Raw genomic sequence first — 17,571 nt, forward strand, 5'->3', positions numbered from 1 at the left:
GGTGAAAATCAGTTTTCAGCGGTGCGCTTGCGGCCGCGTCGAGTGGTGGTGGGGGCATTGGCCGCGTCGTTGCCTTGCGCAGCATTGGCGCGCGAGGCCTGGCCGGTATGCAGCCACGGCAGCACGAATTCAGTCAGGCGCTCGGCTGATTCCAGCGAATGCGCAGACCGGTGTGCCACCGCCCCGCACAGCGCTTCAAACAGCGCCACAGCCGCCGTGTCGGAGGTGGCCGAAAACTGCCGCTCCGGGCGCGCATACAGCGCAATGTCGGCCAGCGGCGCGAGCGGCGAAGTCGGGCTGTCGGTCAGCGCGAGCACCTGGCAGCCTTGATCACCGGCTTGCTTGGCCAGGGTGATCGTGTCCGAGGCATAGCGCGGAAAGGCGATGGCGATCAGCAAGTCCTTCGCGCCAATCTTCCGCAGCTGGCGCGCCGCGTCCGACGCCCCGCCCGCCTGCGAGACGGAGATCACCGTGTCGCAGTAGAGATCCAGCCCATGCCGCAGCAGGCCCGCCAGATAACCGCTGGCGCCAAAGCCCATCACGTAGATGCGTTGCGCACCCAGGATGGCATCCACCGCGCGCTCGCAGGCGGCGGGGTCGAGCATGCGGCGCGTGGCGTCCAGATTGGCGATGTCTTCGTTGAGCGAGGCGGCAAAGATCTCTGCGCTGGTGGCCGGGCGCGCCAGTTCGTGGCGCAGTTTCTCGACTGGCGCGAGGGTCGCCTCGAAGCCGCGCAGCAGTCCGGCGCGGAACTGCGGATAGCCGTCAAAGCCCAGCGCCAGCGCAAAGCGGTTGGCCGTGGCAATCGACATGTCCACTGCAGCGGCAAACTCGTCGATGCGCATGGTGGCTGCGCGAAACGGGTTCGCCAGCACGTATTCCGCCATGCGCTGGTGCGCGGGCGTGAGCGTGGCAAGCGCCGCCCCAATGCGCTCGGAGACCGTCGCATCGGCGGCAAATGCGCCTTTCGACACATCCGTACGCTTGCTGGTGGATTTCGCCATCGTTCTGGGCCGTGAAAATTTTGTGTAAATGTATTTTCACGAATCGACCATGTAAAGAAAAAAACTTTCATGACGACCTATGGTTTTCCCTAGGCCGAAAGCGGGTGCACAGATTGCGGGCGAGCGCCGCCTCCTCACGGTGCGATGCACCAGTCCAAACACTCAGCGCGCGCCAGGATCGTGCGGCGCAGCACGCTACAATCCCACCCTTCTCCGATTGTCTAAAGCGCAGTTTTTCGTGATCCGATTCGACGACCTCGTCCTCCAGCGCGGCACCAAGGTGCTGTTCGACCACGCCACCGCCACCCTCAACCCTGGTGAGCGCGTCGGCCTCGTCGGCGTGAATGGCAGCGGCAAATCCACGCTGTTCTCGATGCTGCGCGGCGAGCTGCATGCCGACGGCGGCGAAGTCGCCATCCCGCCCACCTGGCAGGTCGCCCACGTGGCGCAGGAAACGCCGGCGGTGGACCGCAGCGCGCTGGACTACACGCTCGACGGCGACACCCGCCTGCGCGACATCGAACAGCGCCTCGCCGCCGCTGAAGCCGCGCACGACGGCCACGCCCAGGCCGAAGCCCACACCGCCTTTGCCGATGCCGATGGCTACACCGCCCCGGCGCGCGCGCAGGCGTTGCTGCTCGGCCTCGGCTTCACGATGGCGCAGACCACGCAGCCGGTGGCGAGCTTCTCCGGCGGCTGGCGCATGCGGCTGAACCTGGCGCAGGCGCTGATGTGCCCGTCCGACCTGCTGCTGCTCGACGAGCCGACCAACCACCTGGACTTGGACGCCGTGGTCTGGCTGGAAGACTGGCTGTCGCGCTACGCCGGCACGCTGGTGATGATTTCGCACGACCGCGAATTCCTCGACGGCGTGTGCAACGTCACGCTGCATATCGAGCACCAGAAGCTCAAGCGCTACGGCGGCAACTACACGCAGTTCGAAACGCAGCGCCTGCAGCAAATGGCGCTGCAGGAAGCGTCGTACGCGCGCCAGCAGAAGCAGATTGCGCATCTCGAATCGTTCATCACGCGCTTCAAGGCCAAGGCCAGCAAGGCCAAGCAGGCGCAGAGCCGCGTGAAGGCACTGGAGCGCATGGAGCGCCTTGCGCCCGTGCATGCGGCGGCCGGCTTCTCGTTCGAGTTCCGCGAGCCCGATGCGGCGCCCAACCCGATGCTCACGTTCGAGGGCGTCGATTGCGGCTATCCGGGGCCGAGCGAAGACGCGCCCATCACCATCCTCAAGCACCTGACGTTCTCGATCCAGACCGGCCAGCGCATCGGCCTGCTGGGTGCCAACGGCCAAGGTAAATCGACGCTGGTGAAGACGCTGGCCGATACGCTGGCGTCGCTTTCCGGCACGATCCGCCGCGGCAAGGGTCTGCAAATCGGCTACTTCGCGCAGCACCAGTTGGAAACGCTGGACGACAACGCCTCCCCGCTGCTGCATCTGGCGCGCTTGGCACCTGACGTGCGCGAACAGGAGCTGCGCGACTTTCTCGGCAGCTTCAACTTCCGCGGCGACATGGCGACCGCGCCCATCGCCCCGTTCTCGGGCGGCGAGAAGGCACGCCTGGCGCTGGCACTCATCGTCTGGCAGCGCCCCAACCTGCTGCTGCTCGACGAGCCGACCAACCACCTGGATCTCGACACGCGCGAAGCGCTGACCATGGCGCTCGCCCAATTCGACGGCACGCTGATCCTCGTCTCGCACGACCGGCACCTGCTGCGCGCCACGACAGATCAGTTCCTGCTGGTCGGCCAAGGCACCGTCGCCCCGTTCGACGGCGATCTGGACGACTACCGCGACTGGCTGCTCAAGCAGGCCGCCGCCAAGCGTGCGGCAGCCAGCGCGCAAACGGCATCAACCGATGCAGATGGCGCACCTGCCACCAATCGCCGAGACCAGAAGCGCGAAGAAGCCGCCGAACGTCAACGCCTGAATGCGCTGCGCAAGCCGCTGCAGAAGAACGTCGACACGATCGAAAAGCGCATGGCGCCACTGCAGAAAGAGAAGGCAGAACTCGAAGCCTTCCTGGCCGACGGCGCCGCGTATGAGGAGGCCAATAAAACGCGCATGATGGAAAGCCTGCGCCGCCAGGCCGAGATCAACACCGAGCTCGACCAGCTGGAAGAACGCTGGCTTGAGCTGCACGAACAACTCGAACAAATCGGCTAATGCCGGCATGTCCGGCCAAGGAGACCTTGTTGAAGACAACCCCGTCGCCGGACACCGCCACCTCCACCAGCCAGCCGCTGGCCGGCGTGCGCGTGCTCGATCTCACACGCCTGCTACCCGGCCCCGCCGCCACACGCCACCTGGCCGACCTTGGCGCCGAGATCATCAAGATCGAAGATCCCGGCCCCGGCGACTACGCCCGCGACATGATGCGCTCGCCCGCCGACCGCGCGGCCGAACGCCCGAGCCTGTTTTTCCGCTCACTCAATCGCGGCAAGACCGAAGTGCGGCTTGACTTGAAACTCGCCGAAGACCGCGAAGCCCTGATCGAACTCGCGCGCCATGCGGATGTGCTGATCGAGAGCTTCCGCCCCGGCGTCATGGCGCGCCTTGGCGTCGGCTGGGAGACGCTGCGCGCCGCCAACCCGGCATTGGTGATGTGTTCCATCAGCGGCTACGGCCAGGATGGCCCGCTCGCGCAGGCCGCCGGGCACGACATCAACTACGTCGGCTATGCGGGCATGCTGGACCAGTTGGCCAGCGCGGACGGCACGCCCATCGTCCCGAACGTGCAGATCGGCGACCTGTTGGGCGGCGCACTGACGGCGGTGGTCGGCATTCTGGCCGCGCTAGTCGATGCACGCGCCACCGGCCGTGGCCGCTACATCGACGTATCGATGACGGACTCGGTCTTCGCGCACAACCTGATGGCGTTCTTTGCCGTCGGCACGCGCGGCAAGGCCAGCCCGGCCGGTGCGGATCTGCTCAACGGCGGCGTACCGTGTTACGGCGTCTACCGCACGGCAGATGATCGCTTCATGGCTGTTGGTGCGCTCGAATTGAAGTTCTGGCAGACGATGTGCGATGTGCTCGGCAAGCCCGAATGGAAAGGCAAGCACTGGGCCCTCGGCCAGCGCGTCGGCGGCGATGATGCGCTCGCCCTTCGCGACGAACTCGCTGCGCTGTTCCGCACGGCCACACAGGCTGAATGGACCGCACGTTTTGCCGGTGCCGATTGCTGTGTCACGCCCGTGCTGCGCATGGAAGAAGCCCTGCAGCATCCGCTCTTTACCGAGCGCAACAGCGTGGTGAAGGAGAACGGCGAGCCCGTTCAGCTCGCCCTGCCGCTACGGTTTGCCGACTGACGCCGCGTCGGCGCGATCCAGATCGTCCAGCAGGCGCGCGGCTTCTTCCAACTGGTGCTGGCTGAACACGCGAATGCCGTGCTCACGCAGCAGCGCCGCCGTCACGCCCTCGCCGGGCTGCAGTTGGCTGGAAAACGAACCGTCGTAGAGAAATGTGGAACCGCACGACGGGCTGCGCTCGGTGAGTACCGCGACTTGTACACCGGCCTCTTGCGCAGCTTTCAGGGCGCATTGCGCGCCCTGTACAAAGGCTTCGGTCACATCATGGCCGTGATGCTCGACCACGCGAGCCATTCCTTGCAATACGGCTGCGCCGCCACCCGCGCCATGGATTTCTGCGGGCAGCCGTGGCACGGGCAAACCGCCGGCCATCTCGGGGCACATCGGCACGATGCGACCTTCCATCTGCCAACGCGCCAGAATGCCGCCCTCTGTGACAACCGTGCCGCCGTCATAGCGCACCGGCTGGCCCAGCAGACAGGCACTCACCAGTACGCGTTGCATGATGTGCGGCTCCGGCTTAGCGACGCTCGCGGCGGATCATCGCCACCACCAGCGTCAGCGACAGAATCACCAGCCAGATCAGCGACCATACCGGCACCGACAGTCCCAGCACCGGCGGCATCGGCCCGACGCACAGGCCATCGGCCTCGAATACCTGCGGCAGCCATTTGGCTGTGGGCAGCGCATTGACCCAGTTTTCGATCGGGTCGATACCGCACGTCGCCTTCGGATTCAGCAGCAGCGATACGTGGTACCCCGCCACGCACAGGCCAGCCAGCCCGGACAGCATCCCCAGCCCGTGCCACAGCAGCCGCGTGGCCGACGACAGCGCCGCCAGCAAGGAGAACACCCCAATGCCAAGGAAAGCAAACCGCTGCAGGATGCACAGTGGACATGGCTGCAGCCCCTCTACGTGCTGCAGGTACAACGCATAGCCGACCACCCCAAAGGAGATCACGGCAATTAGCAGGAAAAAGGCACGCGAATTGGCTTGCATGGCATTAGCGAATCAGTAGGAACGCGCGATTATCGCATCAAGACCGCGCCTAGCATGCCTGAACCCGCAGAGCGACGGGTTCAGGCGCCTCAGGGCTATTGCGCTTCCAACACGAATCCTGCGACAACCTGATTGGCCGGGAAGTTTGACCAATCCCAGTAGCTCAACACACCACCGATTTCCTTGCCGCTAGGCCCATAAAAACGACCACTGATTTTTCCACCAGATAACAACGTGTAATCGTCCAGCGATCGGAGCTCACAAGAGAATCGATTTGCTTGAACATCAATGTCCGCCTCGCAGGCGAACAGTGCATCCGAAGGTTGCGCGTTCAGCTTCCCCCAATCAGCCTGATCCCTGATTGAGGTCATCTTCGCAACTCGCACGGCAACTTTGTTCGTAGCCATATCAACCGTGGCGTTGACCACTGCTCCAGCAACAGGGTAGCTGGGTGAGCCGATCCAATCACCTGAGTAGCGCAACTTGCCAACAGCTACCCCCGCATAGCCGTGCCGATCAATCGTGGTTAGCTCTGTGGCGATCGTGGGTAAACCAAAGACAAACGCGCCGGTTACCGGCGAATAATCAGTTACATACAAGCCAGTAAAAACGGCTTCCCACGCACCAATAGCGGCATATCCAGTACCACCTTTGGCTCCGAAAAGCGTAAAGCGCAGGCTATTTCCGCTAGAAACGTCATAGTCAAATTGACCAATCCTGATCGTACGAGTTGTCAATGAAACGATTCTCTCATCAAACCCGGTAGCACTGGACCTCAATGTTTCAAGTTGGCTTGCCTGAATACCAATACGGCCCAGGTTTCCGCTCGATGCCCCCGGCTCACCGGCCACCCGAAGCACGACCTGTCCAGTGACTGGATTTTTTATATTGTTGATAACCTCGGTTCCGCTTGGCGGGGGAAATGTGCTGTGCCTTGAATCAGCTGCCATCAGGACACTGTCGACATTGCCAATCGGACCTGGCGGCAGATCGACAATACGCGCGTATTTTGACTCCTCGGGTGGTTGAACCTCCCCGCCTCCCACTGGAGGTTGCGTCACGGGCGGCTGAGCCTCACCACCCGAGCCCGGCTGCTCACCTGGGGAGCCTGGCTCCTTCACCGGCGGAGTTCCCTCACTTGGCGCTCCGCCCCCACCTCCAACAACGGGCACCGCGTCCTTAACGACGCCAGCATCATCAACTGCATCACCCCCACCACCGCACGCAGCGAACATAGCAGAAGCCGAAACAACAACTGCGGCCCTAAAAATCTGCGAAACCTCCACGCCTTACTCCATTTCCGCTTGAAAAGAGCAGGCAATTTAGAGCCACAAAAAAAATCAGTAAATAGAGTTCAGGTTTAACAATAAAAAATAATGAAATACTGATTTTTACACGCTTACCAAGCATTCAGTATCACATGGAGCACGTCATCGCGGCACGCATATTCCGCTTGGTTACCCCTCAAGCCTCCAACGCCCGCACGCGGTCAATCGCCTGCTCGATACGCTCAACCGCAATCACCTCCAGCCCATCGATCGCCTGTTTGGGCGCATTGGCTTTCGGGATGACGGCGATCGAGAAACCCAGCTTGGCGGCTTCCTTCAACCGCTCCTGGCCGCGCGGCGTCGGGCGAATCTCTCCGGCCAAGCCAATCTCACCAAACACGACCAGCCCGCGCGGCAGCGGCTTATTGCGCATCGACGAATGAATCGCCAGCAACACCGCCAAGTCGGCTGCCGGCTCGGTGATCTTCACCCCGCCCACAGCATTGAGGAACACGTCCTGGTCAAAGCACGCAATGCCGGCATGGCGATGGAGCACCGCCAGCAACATCGCCAAGCGGTTCTGCTCCAGGCCCACTGCCAGGCGGCGCGGGTTCGGCACGTTGGCCGTATCCACCAATGCCTGGATTTCCACCAGCAGCGGCCGCGTGCCCTCCTGCGTGACCAGCACGCATGAGCCCGGTACCACCTGCTCATGCTGCGACAGAAACAGTGCCGACGGATTCGCCACGCCGCGCAACCCGCGCTCCGTCATCGCAAACACACCCAACTCGTTGACGGCGCCAAAGCGGTTCTTGAACGCGCGCACCAGCCGGTAGGACGAATGCGTATCGCCCTCGAAATACAGCACCGTATCGACGATGTGCTCCAGCACACGCGGGCCCGCCAACGCGCCTTCCTTGGTCACATGGCCGACCAGGATGGTGGTCACATCGAGCCGCTTGGCAATACGGGTGAGTTGCGCCGCGCATTCGCGCACCTGCGCCACCGAGCCCGGCGCGGAGGTCAACGCCTCCGAATACAGCGTCTGGATGGAATCGATAACGACGACTTCCGGCTTTTCCGTCTCGATGGTTGCCTGGATGCGTTCGAGTTGAATCTCCGCCAGCAGCGCCAGATTCTGGCTTTCGATGCCGAGGCGATGCGCACGCAGCGCAATCTGCGAGCCGGATTCTTCACCGCTCACATAGAGCACACGCCGCGTGGCCGACAGGTTGGACAGCGCCTGCAGCAGCAGCGTCGACTTGCCGATGCCCGGATCGCCGCCGATCAGCACCACGCCACCACCGACCAGGCCACCGCCCAGTACACGGTCAAACTCATCAATGCCGCTGGAGAAGCGCGGCACGTCTTCCGCGTCGATCTCCGACAGCTTGCGTACCGTCGCGCTCGATGCCAGTGATTGGAAGCGCGCGCCCGCGCCGGATGCCGGCTGTGCCACGGTTTCCACCAGCGTGTTCCACTGCTGGCAATGCGGGCACTGCCCCGCCCATTTCGGTGCCGTGCCACCGCATTCGGTGCACGTATAGACCGTCTTGCTCTTGGCCAAACAACCCCCTGCTTGCGGCCGCTACGTGTGTCGGGCGGCCGCTTGATCTTCGTATTGCGTGTGTAACTTGGCGCGACGCTCAGGCTGCCTTGCCGAGCTCGCCCGCGTCCGCGGTCTCAACCGGCTCGACTGTGACCGGCACGCGCGGCGCGACCGCGCACATCAGTTCATAGCCGACGGTACCAGCGGCATGCGCCACATCATCGATGGGCAGACCTTCGCCCCACAGCGTGACGGACGTGCCAACGCGGGCGTTCGGCAGGCCCGACAGATCGACGGTAATCATGTCCATCGATACGCGCCCCACCGTGTGCGTGCGCTCGCCGTCGACCAGCACCGGCGTGAACTGGTCACCCCAACCTGGGGCGTGGCGCGGGTAGCCGTCTGCATAGCCGCATGCCACCACGCCGATGCGCATCGGGCGCTCTGCCACGAAGCGCGAGCCGTAACCGATGGTGTCGCCCGGCTGCAGATCCTGGATGGCGATCAGTTCGCTCTTGAGCGACATGGCGGGCATCAGGCCGGTGCCTTCGATATCGCTGGCCAGGCCCGTCGGCGAGGCGCCGTACATGATCACGCCCGGGCGCACCCAGTCGCGGTGCGCCTTCGGGTGCCACAGCGTGGCGGCGGAGTTCGACAGCGATGCCTCGCCCGGCAATCCTTGCGTAGCCAGCTCGAAGGCAGCGAGCTGGTGCTCAATGCCACGCGGGCCATCCGCATCGGAAAAATGCGTCATGTGGACGATGGTGCCAACGCCGGAGATGGCACGGGCACGTTCCCACGCGGCACGGTAAGCCGCCGGCATGAAGCCCAGGCGGCTCATACCCGTGTTGATCTTGAGCTGCACACTGATGGGCCCTTTCAGGCGGGCCAGTTCCAGCATGCGCAGTTGGTCTTCGCTATGGACGGTGGTGGTCAGGCGATACTGCTCGACGATGGCGAGGTCTTCGGGCTTGAAAAAACCCTCCAGCAGCAGAACCGGCCCCTGCCAGCCAAGCTGGCGCACACGGACGGCCTCATCGAGATCGAGCAGCCCGAAGCCATCGGCCTGGCGCAGGCCCTCGTAGGCGCGTTCGATACCGTGGCCGTAGGCATTGGCCTTGACGACCGCCCACACGCGCGAGTTGGGTGCATGGCGGCGGGCAACCTGGAGATTGTTGGCAAGTGCGGGGCCGTGGATGACGGCCTGAATGGGTCTTGGCATGACGGCAAACCTGCAGAACGTTGGAGCGATGGCGCGCTTGTGGTGCGGCATCGGTGTTGCAATGCAATAAATATTGCGAGGCCGGCGAACGTGTGGCGGCCAGCCCCGAGCGATCAGCGTTCTATTTGACCACAGGACGCCAAGTGGTTCGCGCCCACGGGCCGATCGGCAAAAAAGAAAGTGCGCCGCCGTCACCGGAAGCGCACAAGTTTCATGTTATAAAGCCGTTCAATTTAGGCATGGGCAAACATACGTGATGCATTGGCTGCATAAGGAAAGTTGGGTAACAGCCACTTCTTTTTGCGCGTCTTCGTGCTTTCACGCGTCACACCCGGTTTGACCATGTGCGCAGGCGAGACCAAAAGATGCACCGAGCGGAACGCATGCCTCGGACGCCTGTCAGTGAAGATTCCCACCGTTGCCCTGCGATGCATGCCTTGCAGCACCGAACAGGTCCGGCAAAGGGAACCACAGCCAGGGGAGCCCGCGTGGGCGGCGGCATGCATGCCGCACTCGCGCACCTGTGCGCTGCACGGCCGGTCAGCCGATGCATCGCGCAGCCGGCTGCCTGGGAGGGAAGCTTCCGTACGCCGGCACAACGTCTGCGCGTCGTGAAGACGGGATTGGCACCGCGCTCTACGGGGACGAATTCGAAGGTATGAAGAAGGGCTTTTACATCATCATGGCGGCGCAGTTTTTTTCGTCGCTCGCCGACAATGCGCTGCTCATCGCCGCCATCGCCCTTCTGACAGAGATGCATGCGCCGCAGTGGATGACCCCGCTGCTCAAATTGTTCTTCGTGCTCTCTTACGTTCTGCTTGCCGCGTTCGTGGGCGCCTTTGCAGACTCCCGGCCCAAGGGCCGCGTGATGCTCATCACCAATGCCATCAAGCTGATCGGCTGCGGCGTCATGCTCACCGGCGTACATCCGCTACTCGCTTACGGCGTGGTGGGCTTTGGCGCGGCGGCCTATTCTCCGGCCAAGTACGGCATCCTCACCGAGCTGCTCCCCCCAGAAAAACTGGTTGCCGCCAACGGCTGGATCGAAGGACTTACAGTCAGTTCGATCATCCTCGGCACGGTGCTGGGCGGCGCACTGATCTCCAAGCATGTGTCGACGTGGCTGTTGGCGTTTGATATTCCCGGCCTGGAAGCCATCGACACGCCGGCGGAAGCGGCCATGCTCGTCATCATGGCGATCTACCTGATCGCGGCGCTGTTCAATCTGCGGATTCCCGATACCGGTGCGCGCTACCCGCAGCAAGAGAAGAACCCGGTACGCCTGATCTCCGAATTTGCCGACTGCTTCAACGCGCTGTGGCGCGACCGGCTGGGCCAGATCTCGCTGGCGGTGACGACGCTGTTCTGGGGCGCGGGCGCCACGCTGCAGTTCATCGTGCTGAAGTGGGCAGAACAATCGCTTGAGTTGAACCTCTCGCAGGGCGCCATCCTGCAGGCCGTGGTGGCCGTAGGTGTGGCCGCCGGCGCCATGGCAGCTGCGGTGAAGATCCCGCTGCGCCGCTCGCTCGATGTGCTGCCGGTGGGCGTGGCGATGGGCGCAGTCGTCATGCTGATGGCGTTCTACACCAAGCACACGATTCCCGAAGTCACGTTCCACATTGGCGAGTTCAAGTTGCCGCTGTACATGCTGATCGCCTACCTGTTCCTGATGGTGGTGGGCGCGATGTCGGGCTTCTTTGTGGTGCCGATGAATGCGCTGCTGCAGCACCGTGGGCACGTGCTGCTCTCGGCGGGCCACTCGATCGCCGTGCAGAACTTCAACGAGAACGTTTCGGTGCTGCTGATGCTGTGCCTGTACGCACTGCTCATCAAGTTCAACGTGCCGGTGAGCATCGTAATCGTATCGTTCGGCATCTTCGTGTGCATCACGATGGCGCTGGTGATGCGCCGACATCGCATCAACGAGAAACTGTTCCACACTGCCGCCCTCATCGGCGAGGATAAGCACCACTAAGCGTTGCCGCGCGCCTCCGCCAGGAGCCATGCGCGAAACGCCGCCACATCTGGCCGCCCGGCCGAGGCACGCGGATACACCAGCCAGTAGCTGAAGTCGTTCGGCATGCTCACGTCGAACGGCTGCACCAGCCGCCCTACCGCCAGATCCTCCGCAGCAAGCAGCAACCGGCCCAGCGCCACACCCTGGCCTTCCACGGCCGCCTGCAGGGCCATCCCCGCATCGTTGAAGACCACGCCCGACGTACGCCGGGGCGGAGTCACACCGGCGTGCTCGAACCACGCGCGCCAAGCGCCCTTGGGCTCGTCGTGCAGCAGCGTGGTATGTCGCAGGTCGGTCGGCGCTGCCAATGATTCGCGCAACGCCGGGCTGCACACGGGGCTCAGGTACTCACGTGCGATGAGGTCAGCCTTCAGGCCGGGCCAGCGGCCCAACCCCGAGCGGATGCCAATGTCGAAGGTGTCGTCGGTGTGAGCCCACAGCGTGGTGGAAGTGGTCAACTTCAGATCGATCTCCGGATGCTGCGCGCGGAAGCCGCCCAGCCTCGGCAGCAGCCAGCGTGATGCAAACGACGGCAACGCGGTGATGCGCAGCGTGTCCTGCGAGCGCCCGCTCAAACGCGCAGTGGCCTCCGCCAGACCATCGAACAGATGCGTCAGCTCGGATAGATAGCTGCCGCCTTCTGCCGTCAGCGTCAGTGCATGACCATGTCGGGCAAACAGTTTCAGGCCAAGCCAGTCCTCCAGCTGCCTCACCTGATGGCTGATGGCCGCTTGCGTGACGCACAACTCGGCAGCGGCACGGGTGAAGCTCAGGTGGCGTGCGGCAGCCTCGAAAGCCCGTAGCGCACCCAACGGCGGCAGTCGTCGCATCGTGTTTGCTCGATAACCCTGGTTGATCGAAGCCATGAGGATAGATCGTTTTGCACCGCATCGTGTACCCCGTCTAATGACCGCTTCAGCGCACACCGCGCCATCGTCATTGGAGATCGACACCATGCTCGCTTGGGAACTGTGGGCCGCCTTCTTCGGCTACGCCATTCCGATGGTCATCAGCCCCGGCCCGGGCAACACGTTACTGGCGACTGCCGGCGGGCGCTTCGGCATCCGTGGCTCAGTCCCGTTCTGGCTGGGCTTTGAAGCGGCAAACCTGGTGCTGTGCCTGATCTACGGCCTGGGTCTCGGCCGTGTGCTGCACGACTATCCGGCCATTGAACTGGCATTGAAATGGGTGGGCGTGCTGTATCTGCTCTATCTCGCCAAAGGCTTCCTGATGCCGTCGGCCAAAGGCGCTGCGGAAGCGCGTGATACCTCGCGCCTGGGTTTTGGCGCGGGCTTCTTCTGCGTGATGGTCAACCCGAAGATCCACTCGATGATCGTCGTGATGTTCGCGCAGTTCCTGAAGCCGGGCGCAAGCATGGCGACACAGGCGGCCTTGTTGACGACGGGCTTCATGCTCGTGGGCGTAACGTGCCACTTCCCCTGGATTGCGGGCGGCAAGGTGGTGCTGCAGCGCTTCCGCTCACCGCGGGCGCTGCGCATTCAGGGGTGGATCTTCGGGCTGTGCATGCTCGCGGTGGCGGCGTATGTCGCCCTCACCTGAGGGTGATGCTATTGGCCGCCATGCTCTGCATAGACCTTGCGCGCGAGGCACAGGTCTTCCCACGCGCGGGCCTTGTCGGTAAGCGTGCGCAGCAGATACGCCGGGTGGTACGTCACCACCACGGGCACACCTTCCACCTCGTGCACCTTGCCGCGCAGCTTGCTCACGGCCGTCTGTGTCTGCAGCAGGTTCTGCGCGGCAACGCGGCCCAGCACAACGATGATGCGTGGCTTGACCAACGCGATCTGGCGCTTGAGATACGGGTCGCACATCGCTGCTTCGTCCGGCTCCGGATCACGGTTGCCTGGCGGGCGGCACTTGAGCACGTTGGCGATGAACACGCCTTTCTCTCGGGAGAGACCGACAGCGCGCAGCATGCTGTCGAGCAGCTTGCCGGCCTGGCCGACAAAGGGCTCGCCTTGCTTGTCTTCGTTTTCGCCCGGGGCCTCGCCGATCAGCATCCACTCGGCCTGGCGGTCACCAACGCCAAAGACTGTATTGGTGCGGCGCTCGCACAATTTGCACGACGTGCAGTTGGAAACGGCGTCTTCCAGCTGCGCCCAGTCAAACGCTGCAATGCGTTGCGCGCGGGGCACGGCAGCGTCGTTCGGCGCATCGGCTGCGTGGGCCACTCCGGGCACCTCGGCGCGCGCGACGACGGGTTCCGGAGCCACCGCCGCCATCTCAGCGACAACCGGCTCGGCAACGGCAACCTCGACGACTTCAGCGACTTCCACCTCAGCCCGCTCGGCGCCGCGCAGCACCCATTCGTTGGAAACGCCCAGCGCCTCCAGCATGCGAGATCGACGATTCATGCAGCCTCCACCCCGCTCGCTTCGCAGACGATGCGCATGACGAGCGCGTCTTCACGTGTGTTGTTCTCGGCCGGGTAATAGCGTTTGCGGCGGCCGATCTCGGCAAATCCGACGCGGTGATACAGCGTAATCGCGCCGGTATTGGACGGCCGCACTTCCAGCAGCAGGCTGCCAAAGCCATGCGCGAGCGTCAGCGCCACTGCCAGACGCAACAGCCAACGCCCCAGCCCTTGTCGCTGCCAGACGGGGGCCACCGTCACGTTCAGCAAGTGCATCTCGTCAACCACTGGCATCAGAATCAGGTAGCCCGCGACCTCGTTGCCACCGTCGCGCAGCACGATGCCGAGGTGACCCGACTTGAGCGAATCCTCGAAGTTGCCGCGCGACCAGGGAAACGCAAACGCGGCCTGCTCGATGGCGGCCACGCCGGCCAGATCCAACGCCGTCATGCGCTCGGCACGCCAGCCGGCGGGCAGCGGCGTCTGCGCGGTCACGCTGGCCAGTGCGTTGTCGATCAGGCTCATGCGCGCAGTCCTGCCGCGGCCTTGGCCTGCTGCACGGCCTGACGCTCTTCAATGGTGAGTGCGACCTTGTCGCGCACATACAGCGGCGCGGCATCCTCGGGGCGGACCGTGTGACCCGCAGCCAGCAGGCGCAACCCAAGCGCGGCAATCTCGCGCGCATGCGGTGCCACCTCCGGCAGCACGGTGGTCGCGCCAGTCGCAGCGGTCAGTTGGTCGCCGAATACCGTGGCGGCATTGCCGACCAGCCAGTACGGCTGCGACGGTGCGATCACGGTCTGAGGGCCACTCACCTGAATGGCCGAGAGCGCATGCCAGCCCGAAGCATCCTGTGCCGCATCGGCGGGGACGAAGCTGGCCCAGTAGCACTCGTCCATCCGCGCATCGAGCGCAACCGTCACCGCCATGCCGGCTGGCAATGTTGTTCGTGTCTGCTCCGCGCATGCCACCAGGGAGTTGACCGGCACCACCGGCAGATCAGCACCAAACGCCAGACCCTGTGCGACACCGCAGGCGGTACGCAGCCCAGTGAAGGAGCCGGGCCCAGCGCCAAAGGCAATCGCGGCGCAATCGGCCAGAGCGATGCCGGCCTCGGCCAGCAATTCGCCGGCAGCCGGCAGCACACGGCTGCTGGAGCGCGCGCCGGTGTGCTCATGGCGGAACAGCGTGCGCGTGCCGTCACCAAGGGCGACGGAGCAGAACTCGGTGGAAGTATCGAAAGCAAGAATCCAAGGCATGGCGGCATTGTACCGGCTGGTGTGACGGCTGAATGCGCAAACCCATGCCTCGCCATGCAGAAAACCGAAGCCATCCTCGAATTCAAACGGCCCGACCGTGCGACCCCGGCGCTATCATCGCCGGACCATTGTTTTCAGCCGGGAATCATCATGAGCGACCTACAAGCCCGTTTCGACCAAGCCCAGATCGACGTCAAGGGCCTCTCCGAGCGCCCCGCCAACATGACGCTGCTGCGTCTGTACGCCCTCTTCAAACAAGGCAGCGAAGGCGATGCGCACGGCGACAAACCGGGCTTCACCGACATCGTCGGCCGCTACAAGTTTGAAGCGTGGGAAGGCCTGAAGGGCACCTCGCAAGACGACGCCAAGCAGAAATACATCGACCTCGTCGAAGAACTGAAGAGCGGTGCGACGACCTGATCGCTGCCTCGTCAGACGAAAAACCGGGCCTTGTGCCCGGTTTTTTATTACGCGGCGGAAATGGCGGATGGCACCTCGCGCCGCCGCATGCGCCACGCGGCCAGCACCGCCAGTGCGCACAGCGTGCCGAGGAAGATGAAGGTCTCGTCGAAGGCGAGAATGCGTGCCTCCGGATCGACCGCGGCACCATGAATGGTCTCGATGCCGCGCGAGGCGAGCCGCCATTGCAGGAAAATGCCCGTGGCCGACACACCAATCGCCCCGCCGAGCTGGCGTAGAAAATTGACGGCGCTGGAACCCTGCGGGATCAGCGTGAAATCCACACCGCGCATGGCGCCCAGACTCAATGATGGCAGCACGAAACCCAGCCCGATTCGGCCAACAACAGCAATGGCAATCAGCAACAAATAGCTCGTCGCGCGGGTGTTGGTAGCCATCAGGAAGAAGGACACTGCCAGCGCAGCCAACCCAAACGACACCAGCCGGAACGGCTCGATACGGTTGGTCAGGCGCCCCGCCAAAATGATGGTCACGGCCAGCACCAACCCGGCCGGCAACAGGACCAGCCCCGCACGCGACGGCGCATAGGCCAGTGCCACCTGCATATACACCGGCACCAGATACGTCGAGCCGTACAGCCCCGCCCCATAGATGAAGGCGACCACCGCCCCCATCGCAAACTGCCGGTAGCTGAACAGCCGCAGATCCAGCAACGGCGACTCCACCCGCCGCTGCCAGAACACGAAGCCCGCCACGCATGCCGCCGCCACGGCCATCAGCATGACGCCGTGCGTGGCATCGGTATGCAGCGCCACCAATCCGTTGAGCAACGATACCGTGGCCGCGCCGATCAGCAGCAGACCGCGCCAGTCGAGCGGCTTGGGCTCACCCGCCATGGACGAGTTGAGCGCCATGAAGCGCCGCGCCATCACCCAGCCCAGCAGCGTGAACGGCACCACCACGAAAAAGATCGAGCGCCAGCCGAACAGCTCCACCAGAAAGCCACCCACGCTTGGGCCGACCGCTGGCGCGAGCACTACGCCGAAACCGAACAGGCCGAACGCCTTGCCCTGCTCACGCTCGGGAAACACCCGCAAGATCAGGATATTGGGCAGCGGCTGCATGATGCCGGCGGCAATGCCCTCCACCACCCGCATGGCGATCATCACCTCGTAGTTGGGTGACAGCCCTCCGGCCAACCCACCCAGCCCCAGCAGCAACAATGCCCCGATGAAGGTGCGCCGCAAGCCAAAGCGCAACAGCAGCCACGGCGTGAGCAGCATCGCCAGCGTCATCGCCACCATGAAGCTGGCGGACACCCACTGTGCCCGCTCCTGCCCCAGCACGAAGTGCCGGCTCAGGTCGGGAATCGCCACGTTGACAATGGTGGCCGAGATGACGGACGACACCGCGCCCACCATCAGCGTGAACAACACTAGCCACTTGAAGCGCTCGCCGTAGCGGGCACGCAGGGCTTCCAGGGTGGGCGTGAATGTCGTCATGGTCTCGTTATCGTGATGTGTGAGACGACCAGGGGGACAAACCCCGGCCGGCGCCTCCTCCAGCGCCGGTCGGGTGGGACACATCAGCCTAGGCGGCCGGTAGCAGCGATCTCGCGGATGCGGCGCACGGTGTCGATATCGGATTCACGGTAGGCGGATTTGACGATCTCTGAGTAGCGCGTGTCGCCCGTCTCGTCCGCATTGGGCAGCGTGGTGTCGTAGACGAAGCGGATGAACGTGCTGTTGGCGTCGTTCGTTTCGATCGTCATGGTGAGCGAACCGCCGGCGTGTTCGCCCGTGGCAGCCGTGGTGTAGGTCACGCGCTTGTGCGGCTCCAGCGTCACGCGGTCTTGAATACGCGCCTTGCCGAAGACGAGTTCACGTTCGACCCAGCCATCGCCTTCCGCGGTGATGTTGCATTCGTCCAGGCTTTCGACGAATTCGGTCTGTTCACGCACACGCAGCACCAGGCCCTGCCAGATCTGGTTCAAGGTAAGTGCGTCGATGAGGGGGTTCAGTGGATCGTTGACTTCCACCAGGTGTTCAAAGCGCAAAGCGGCCTCCAAAGATTTCCCGCCATTATCGCGCGACGCGGCGAACCCTGCGCCAAATGAAAAACGCCGGTGGGTTGCCCC

General features: G+C 63.8%; 17 protein-coding genes. 5 read left to right on the forward strand and 12 right to left on the reverse strand.

From position 1 onward, the window contains the following. Positions 1 to 8: 8 nt before the first annotated feature. Positions 9 to 1,004 carry a MurR/RpiR family transcriptional regulator gene (locus V6657_RS09210; RefSeq protein ID WP_048932267.1) on the reverse strand — a complete coding sequence of 332 codons (996 nt, stop codon included), beginning with the start codon at positions 1,002 to 1,004 and terminating at the stop codon, positions 9 to 11. A gap of 238 nt (positions 1,005 to 1,242) precedes the next feature. Between V6657_RS09210 and V6657_RS09215 the strand changes: the two genes are divergently transcribed. Further along, complete coding sequence (locus tag V6657_RS09215; RefSeq protein WP_048932266.1) at positions 1,243 to 3,180, forward strand: ATP-binding cassette domain-containing protein; 1,938 nt, start codon at positions 1,243 to 1,245, stop codon at positions 3,178 to 3,180. A gap of 29 nt (positions 3,181 to 3,209) precedes the next feature. Continuing rightward, a complete protein-coding gene (locus V6657_RS09220) occupies positions 3,210 to 4,325 on the forward strand; it encodes a CaiB/BaiF CoA-transferase family protein (protein ID WP_137884621.1) in 1,116 nt (371 codons plus the stop codon). Here the strand turns inward: V6657_RS09220 and V6657_RS09225 are convergent. From V6657_RS09225 to alr, 5 genes are all read right to left on the reverse strand, one after another. Beyond that, a complete protein-coding gene (locus V6657_RS09225) occupies positions 4,308 to 4,829 on the reverse strand; it encodes a DUF523 domain-containing protein (RefSeq protein ID WP_048932264.1) in 522 nt (173 codons plus the stop codon). The two genes, V6657_RS09220 and V6657_RS09225, sit on opposite strands and share 18 nt — an antisense overlap. Before the next feature lie 16 nt (positions 4,830 to 4,845). After that, positions 4,846 to 5,325, reverse strand: coding sequence for a disulfide bond formation protein B (locus tag V6657_RS09230; RefSeq protein ID WP_048932263.1), 480 nt, complete (start codon positions 5,323 to 5,325; stop codon positions 4,846 to 4,848). 95 nt (positions 5,326 to 5,420) lie between these two features. Continuing rightward, the gene (locus V6657_RS09235) at positions 5,421 to 6,611 is read right to left on the reverse strand and encodes a transferrin-binding protein-like solute binding protein (RefSeq protein ID WP_137884622.1); all 1,191 of its coding nucleotides are present in this window, start codon (positions 6,609 to 6,611) and stop codon (positions 5,421 to 5,423) included. Positions 6,612 to 6,789: 178 nt separating this feature from the next. Beyond that, positions 6,790 to 8,160, reverse strand: a complete 1,371-nt coding sequence (radA, locus tag V6657_RS09240) for a DNA repair protein RadA (protein WP_048932261.1) — start codon at positions 8,158 to 8,160, stop codon at positions 6,790 to 6,792. Between the two features lie 79 nt (positions 8,161 to 8,239). Continuing rightward, on the reverse strand, positions 8,240 to 9,364 hold the full coding sequence (gene alr, locus V6657_RS09245; protein WP_048932369.1) for an alanine racemase: 1,125 nt from the start codon (positions 9,362 to 9,364) through the stop codon (positions 8,240 to 8,242). Between the two features lie 658 nt (positions 9,365 to 10,022). On the opposite strand from alr, the gene lplT reads away from it, so the two are divergent. Beyond that, complete coding sequence (lplT, locus tag V6657_RS09250; RefSeq protein ID WP_048932368.1) at positions 10,023 to 11,339, forward strand: lysophospholipid transporter LplT; 1,317 nt, start codon at positions 10,023 to 10,025, stop codon at positions 11,337 to 11,339. On the opposite strand, the gene V6657_RS09255 is transcribed toward lplT, so the two are convergent. Continuing rightward, complete coding sequence (locus V6657_RS09255) at positions 11,336 to 12,247, reverse strand: transcriptional regulator GcvA (protein WP_248694700.1); 912 nt, start codon at positions 12,245 to 12,247, stop codon at positions 11,336 to 11,338. The genes lplT and V6657_RS09255 overlap by 4 nt on opposite strands. Positions 12,248 to 12,335: 88 nt before the next feature. Between V6657_RS09255 and V6657_RS09260 the strand changes: the two genes are divergently transcribed. Further along, positions 12,336 to 12,941: a LysE family translocator gene (locus tag V6657_RS09260; RefSeq protein WP_048932366.1), complete on the forward strand. Its 606-nt coding sequence runs from the start codon at positions 12,336 to 12,338 to the stop codon at positions 12,939 to 12,941. A gap of 8 nt (positions 12,942 to 12,949) precedes the next feature. Here the strand turns inward: V6657_RS09260 and V6657_RS09265 are convergent, their stop codons facing one another. From V6657_RS09265 to tsaB, 3 genes are read right to left on the reverse strand one after another with little or no spacing between them, the layout of a single operon-like run. Next, positions 12,950 to 13,756, reverse strand: coding sequence for a uracil-DNA glycosylase (locus V6657_RS09265; RefSeq protein WP_048932260.1), 807 nt, complete (start codon positions 13,754 to 13,756; stop codon positions 12,950 to 12,952). After that, positions 13,753 to 14,280 carry a ribosomal protein S18-alanine N-acetyltransferase gene (gene rimI / locus V6657_RS09270; protein ID WP_048932259.1) on the reverse strand — a complete coding sequence of 176 codons (528 nt, stop codon included), beginning with the start codon at positions 14,278 to 14,280 and terminating at the stop codon, positions 13,753 to 13,755. Before rimI ends, V6657_RS09265 begins: the two co-directional genes overlap by 4 nt. After that, positions 14,277 to 15,014: a tRNA (adenosine(37)-N6)-threonylcarbamoyltransferase complex dimerization subunit type 1 TsaB gene (gene tsaB / locus V6657_RS09275; RefSeq protein ID WP_048932258.1), complete on the reverse strand. Its 738-nt coding sequence runs from the start codon at positions 15,012 to 15,014 to the stop codon at positions 14,277 to 14,279. The genes rimI and tsaB overlap by 4 nt, the downstream gene beginning before the upstream one ends. A 150-nt stretch (positions 15,015 to 15,164) precedes the next feature. On the opposite strand from tsaB, the gene V6657_RS09280 reads away from it, so the two are divergent. Further along, the gene (locus V6657_RS09280; protein ID WP_021194339.1) at positions 15,165 to 15,434 is read left to right on the forward strand and encodes an acyl-CoA-binding protein; all 270 of its coding nucleotides are present in this window, start codon (positions 15,165 to 15,167) and stop codon (positions 15,432 to 15,434) included. Positions 15,435 to 15,481: 47 nt separating this feature from the next. On the opposite strand, the gene V6657_RS09285 is transcribed toward V6657_RS09280, so the two are convergent. Both V6657_RS09285 and V6657_RS09290 read right to left on the reverse strand, forming a co-directional pair. Continuing rightward, positions 15,482 to 16,936: a DHA2 family efflux MFS transporter permease subunit gene (locus tag V6657_RS09285; RefSeq protein ID WP_048932257.1), complete on the reverse strand. Its 1,455-nt coding sequence runs from the start codon at positions 16,934 to 16,936 to the stop codon at positions 15,482 to 15,484. Between the two features lie 83 nt (positions 16,937 to 17,019). Further along, the gene (locus tag V6657_RS09290; protein ID WP_048932256.1) at positions 17,020 to 17,490 is read right to left on the reverse strand and encodes an SRPBCC family protein; all 471 of its coding nucleotides are present in this window, start codon (positions 17,488 to 17,490) and stop codon (positions 17,020 to 17,022) included. Between the last annotated feature and the right edge of the window lie 81 nt (positions 17,491 to 17,571).

Source organism: Ralstonia sp. RRA (assembly GCF_037023145.1).
In the GTDB taxonomy this organism is placed as follows: domain Bacteria; phylum Pseudomonadota; class Gammaproteobacteria; order Burkholderiales; family Burkholderiaceae; genus Ralstonia.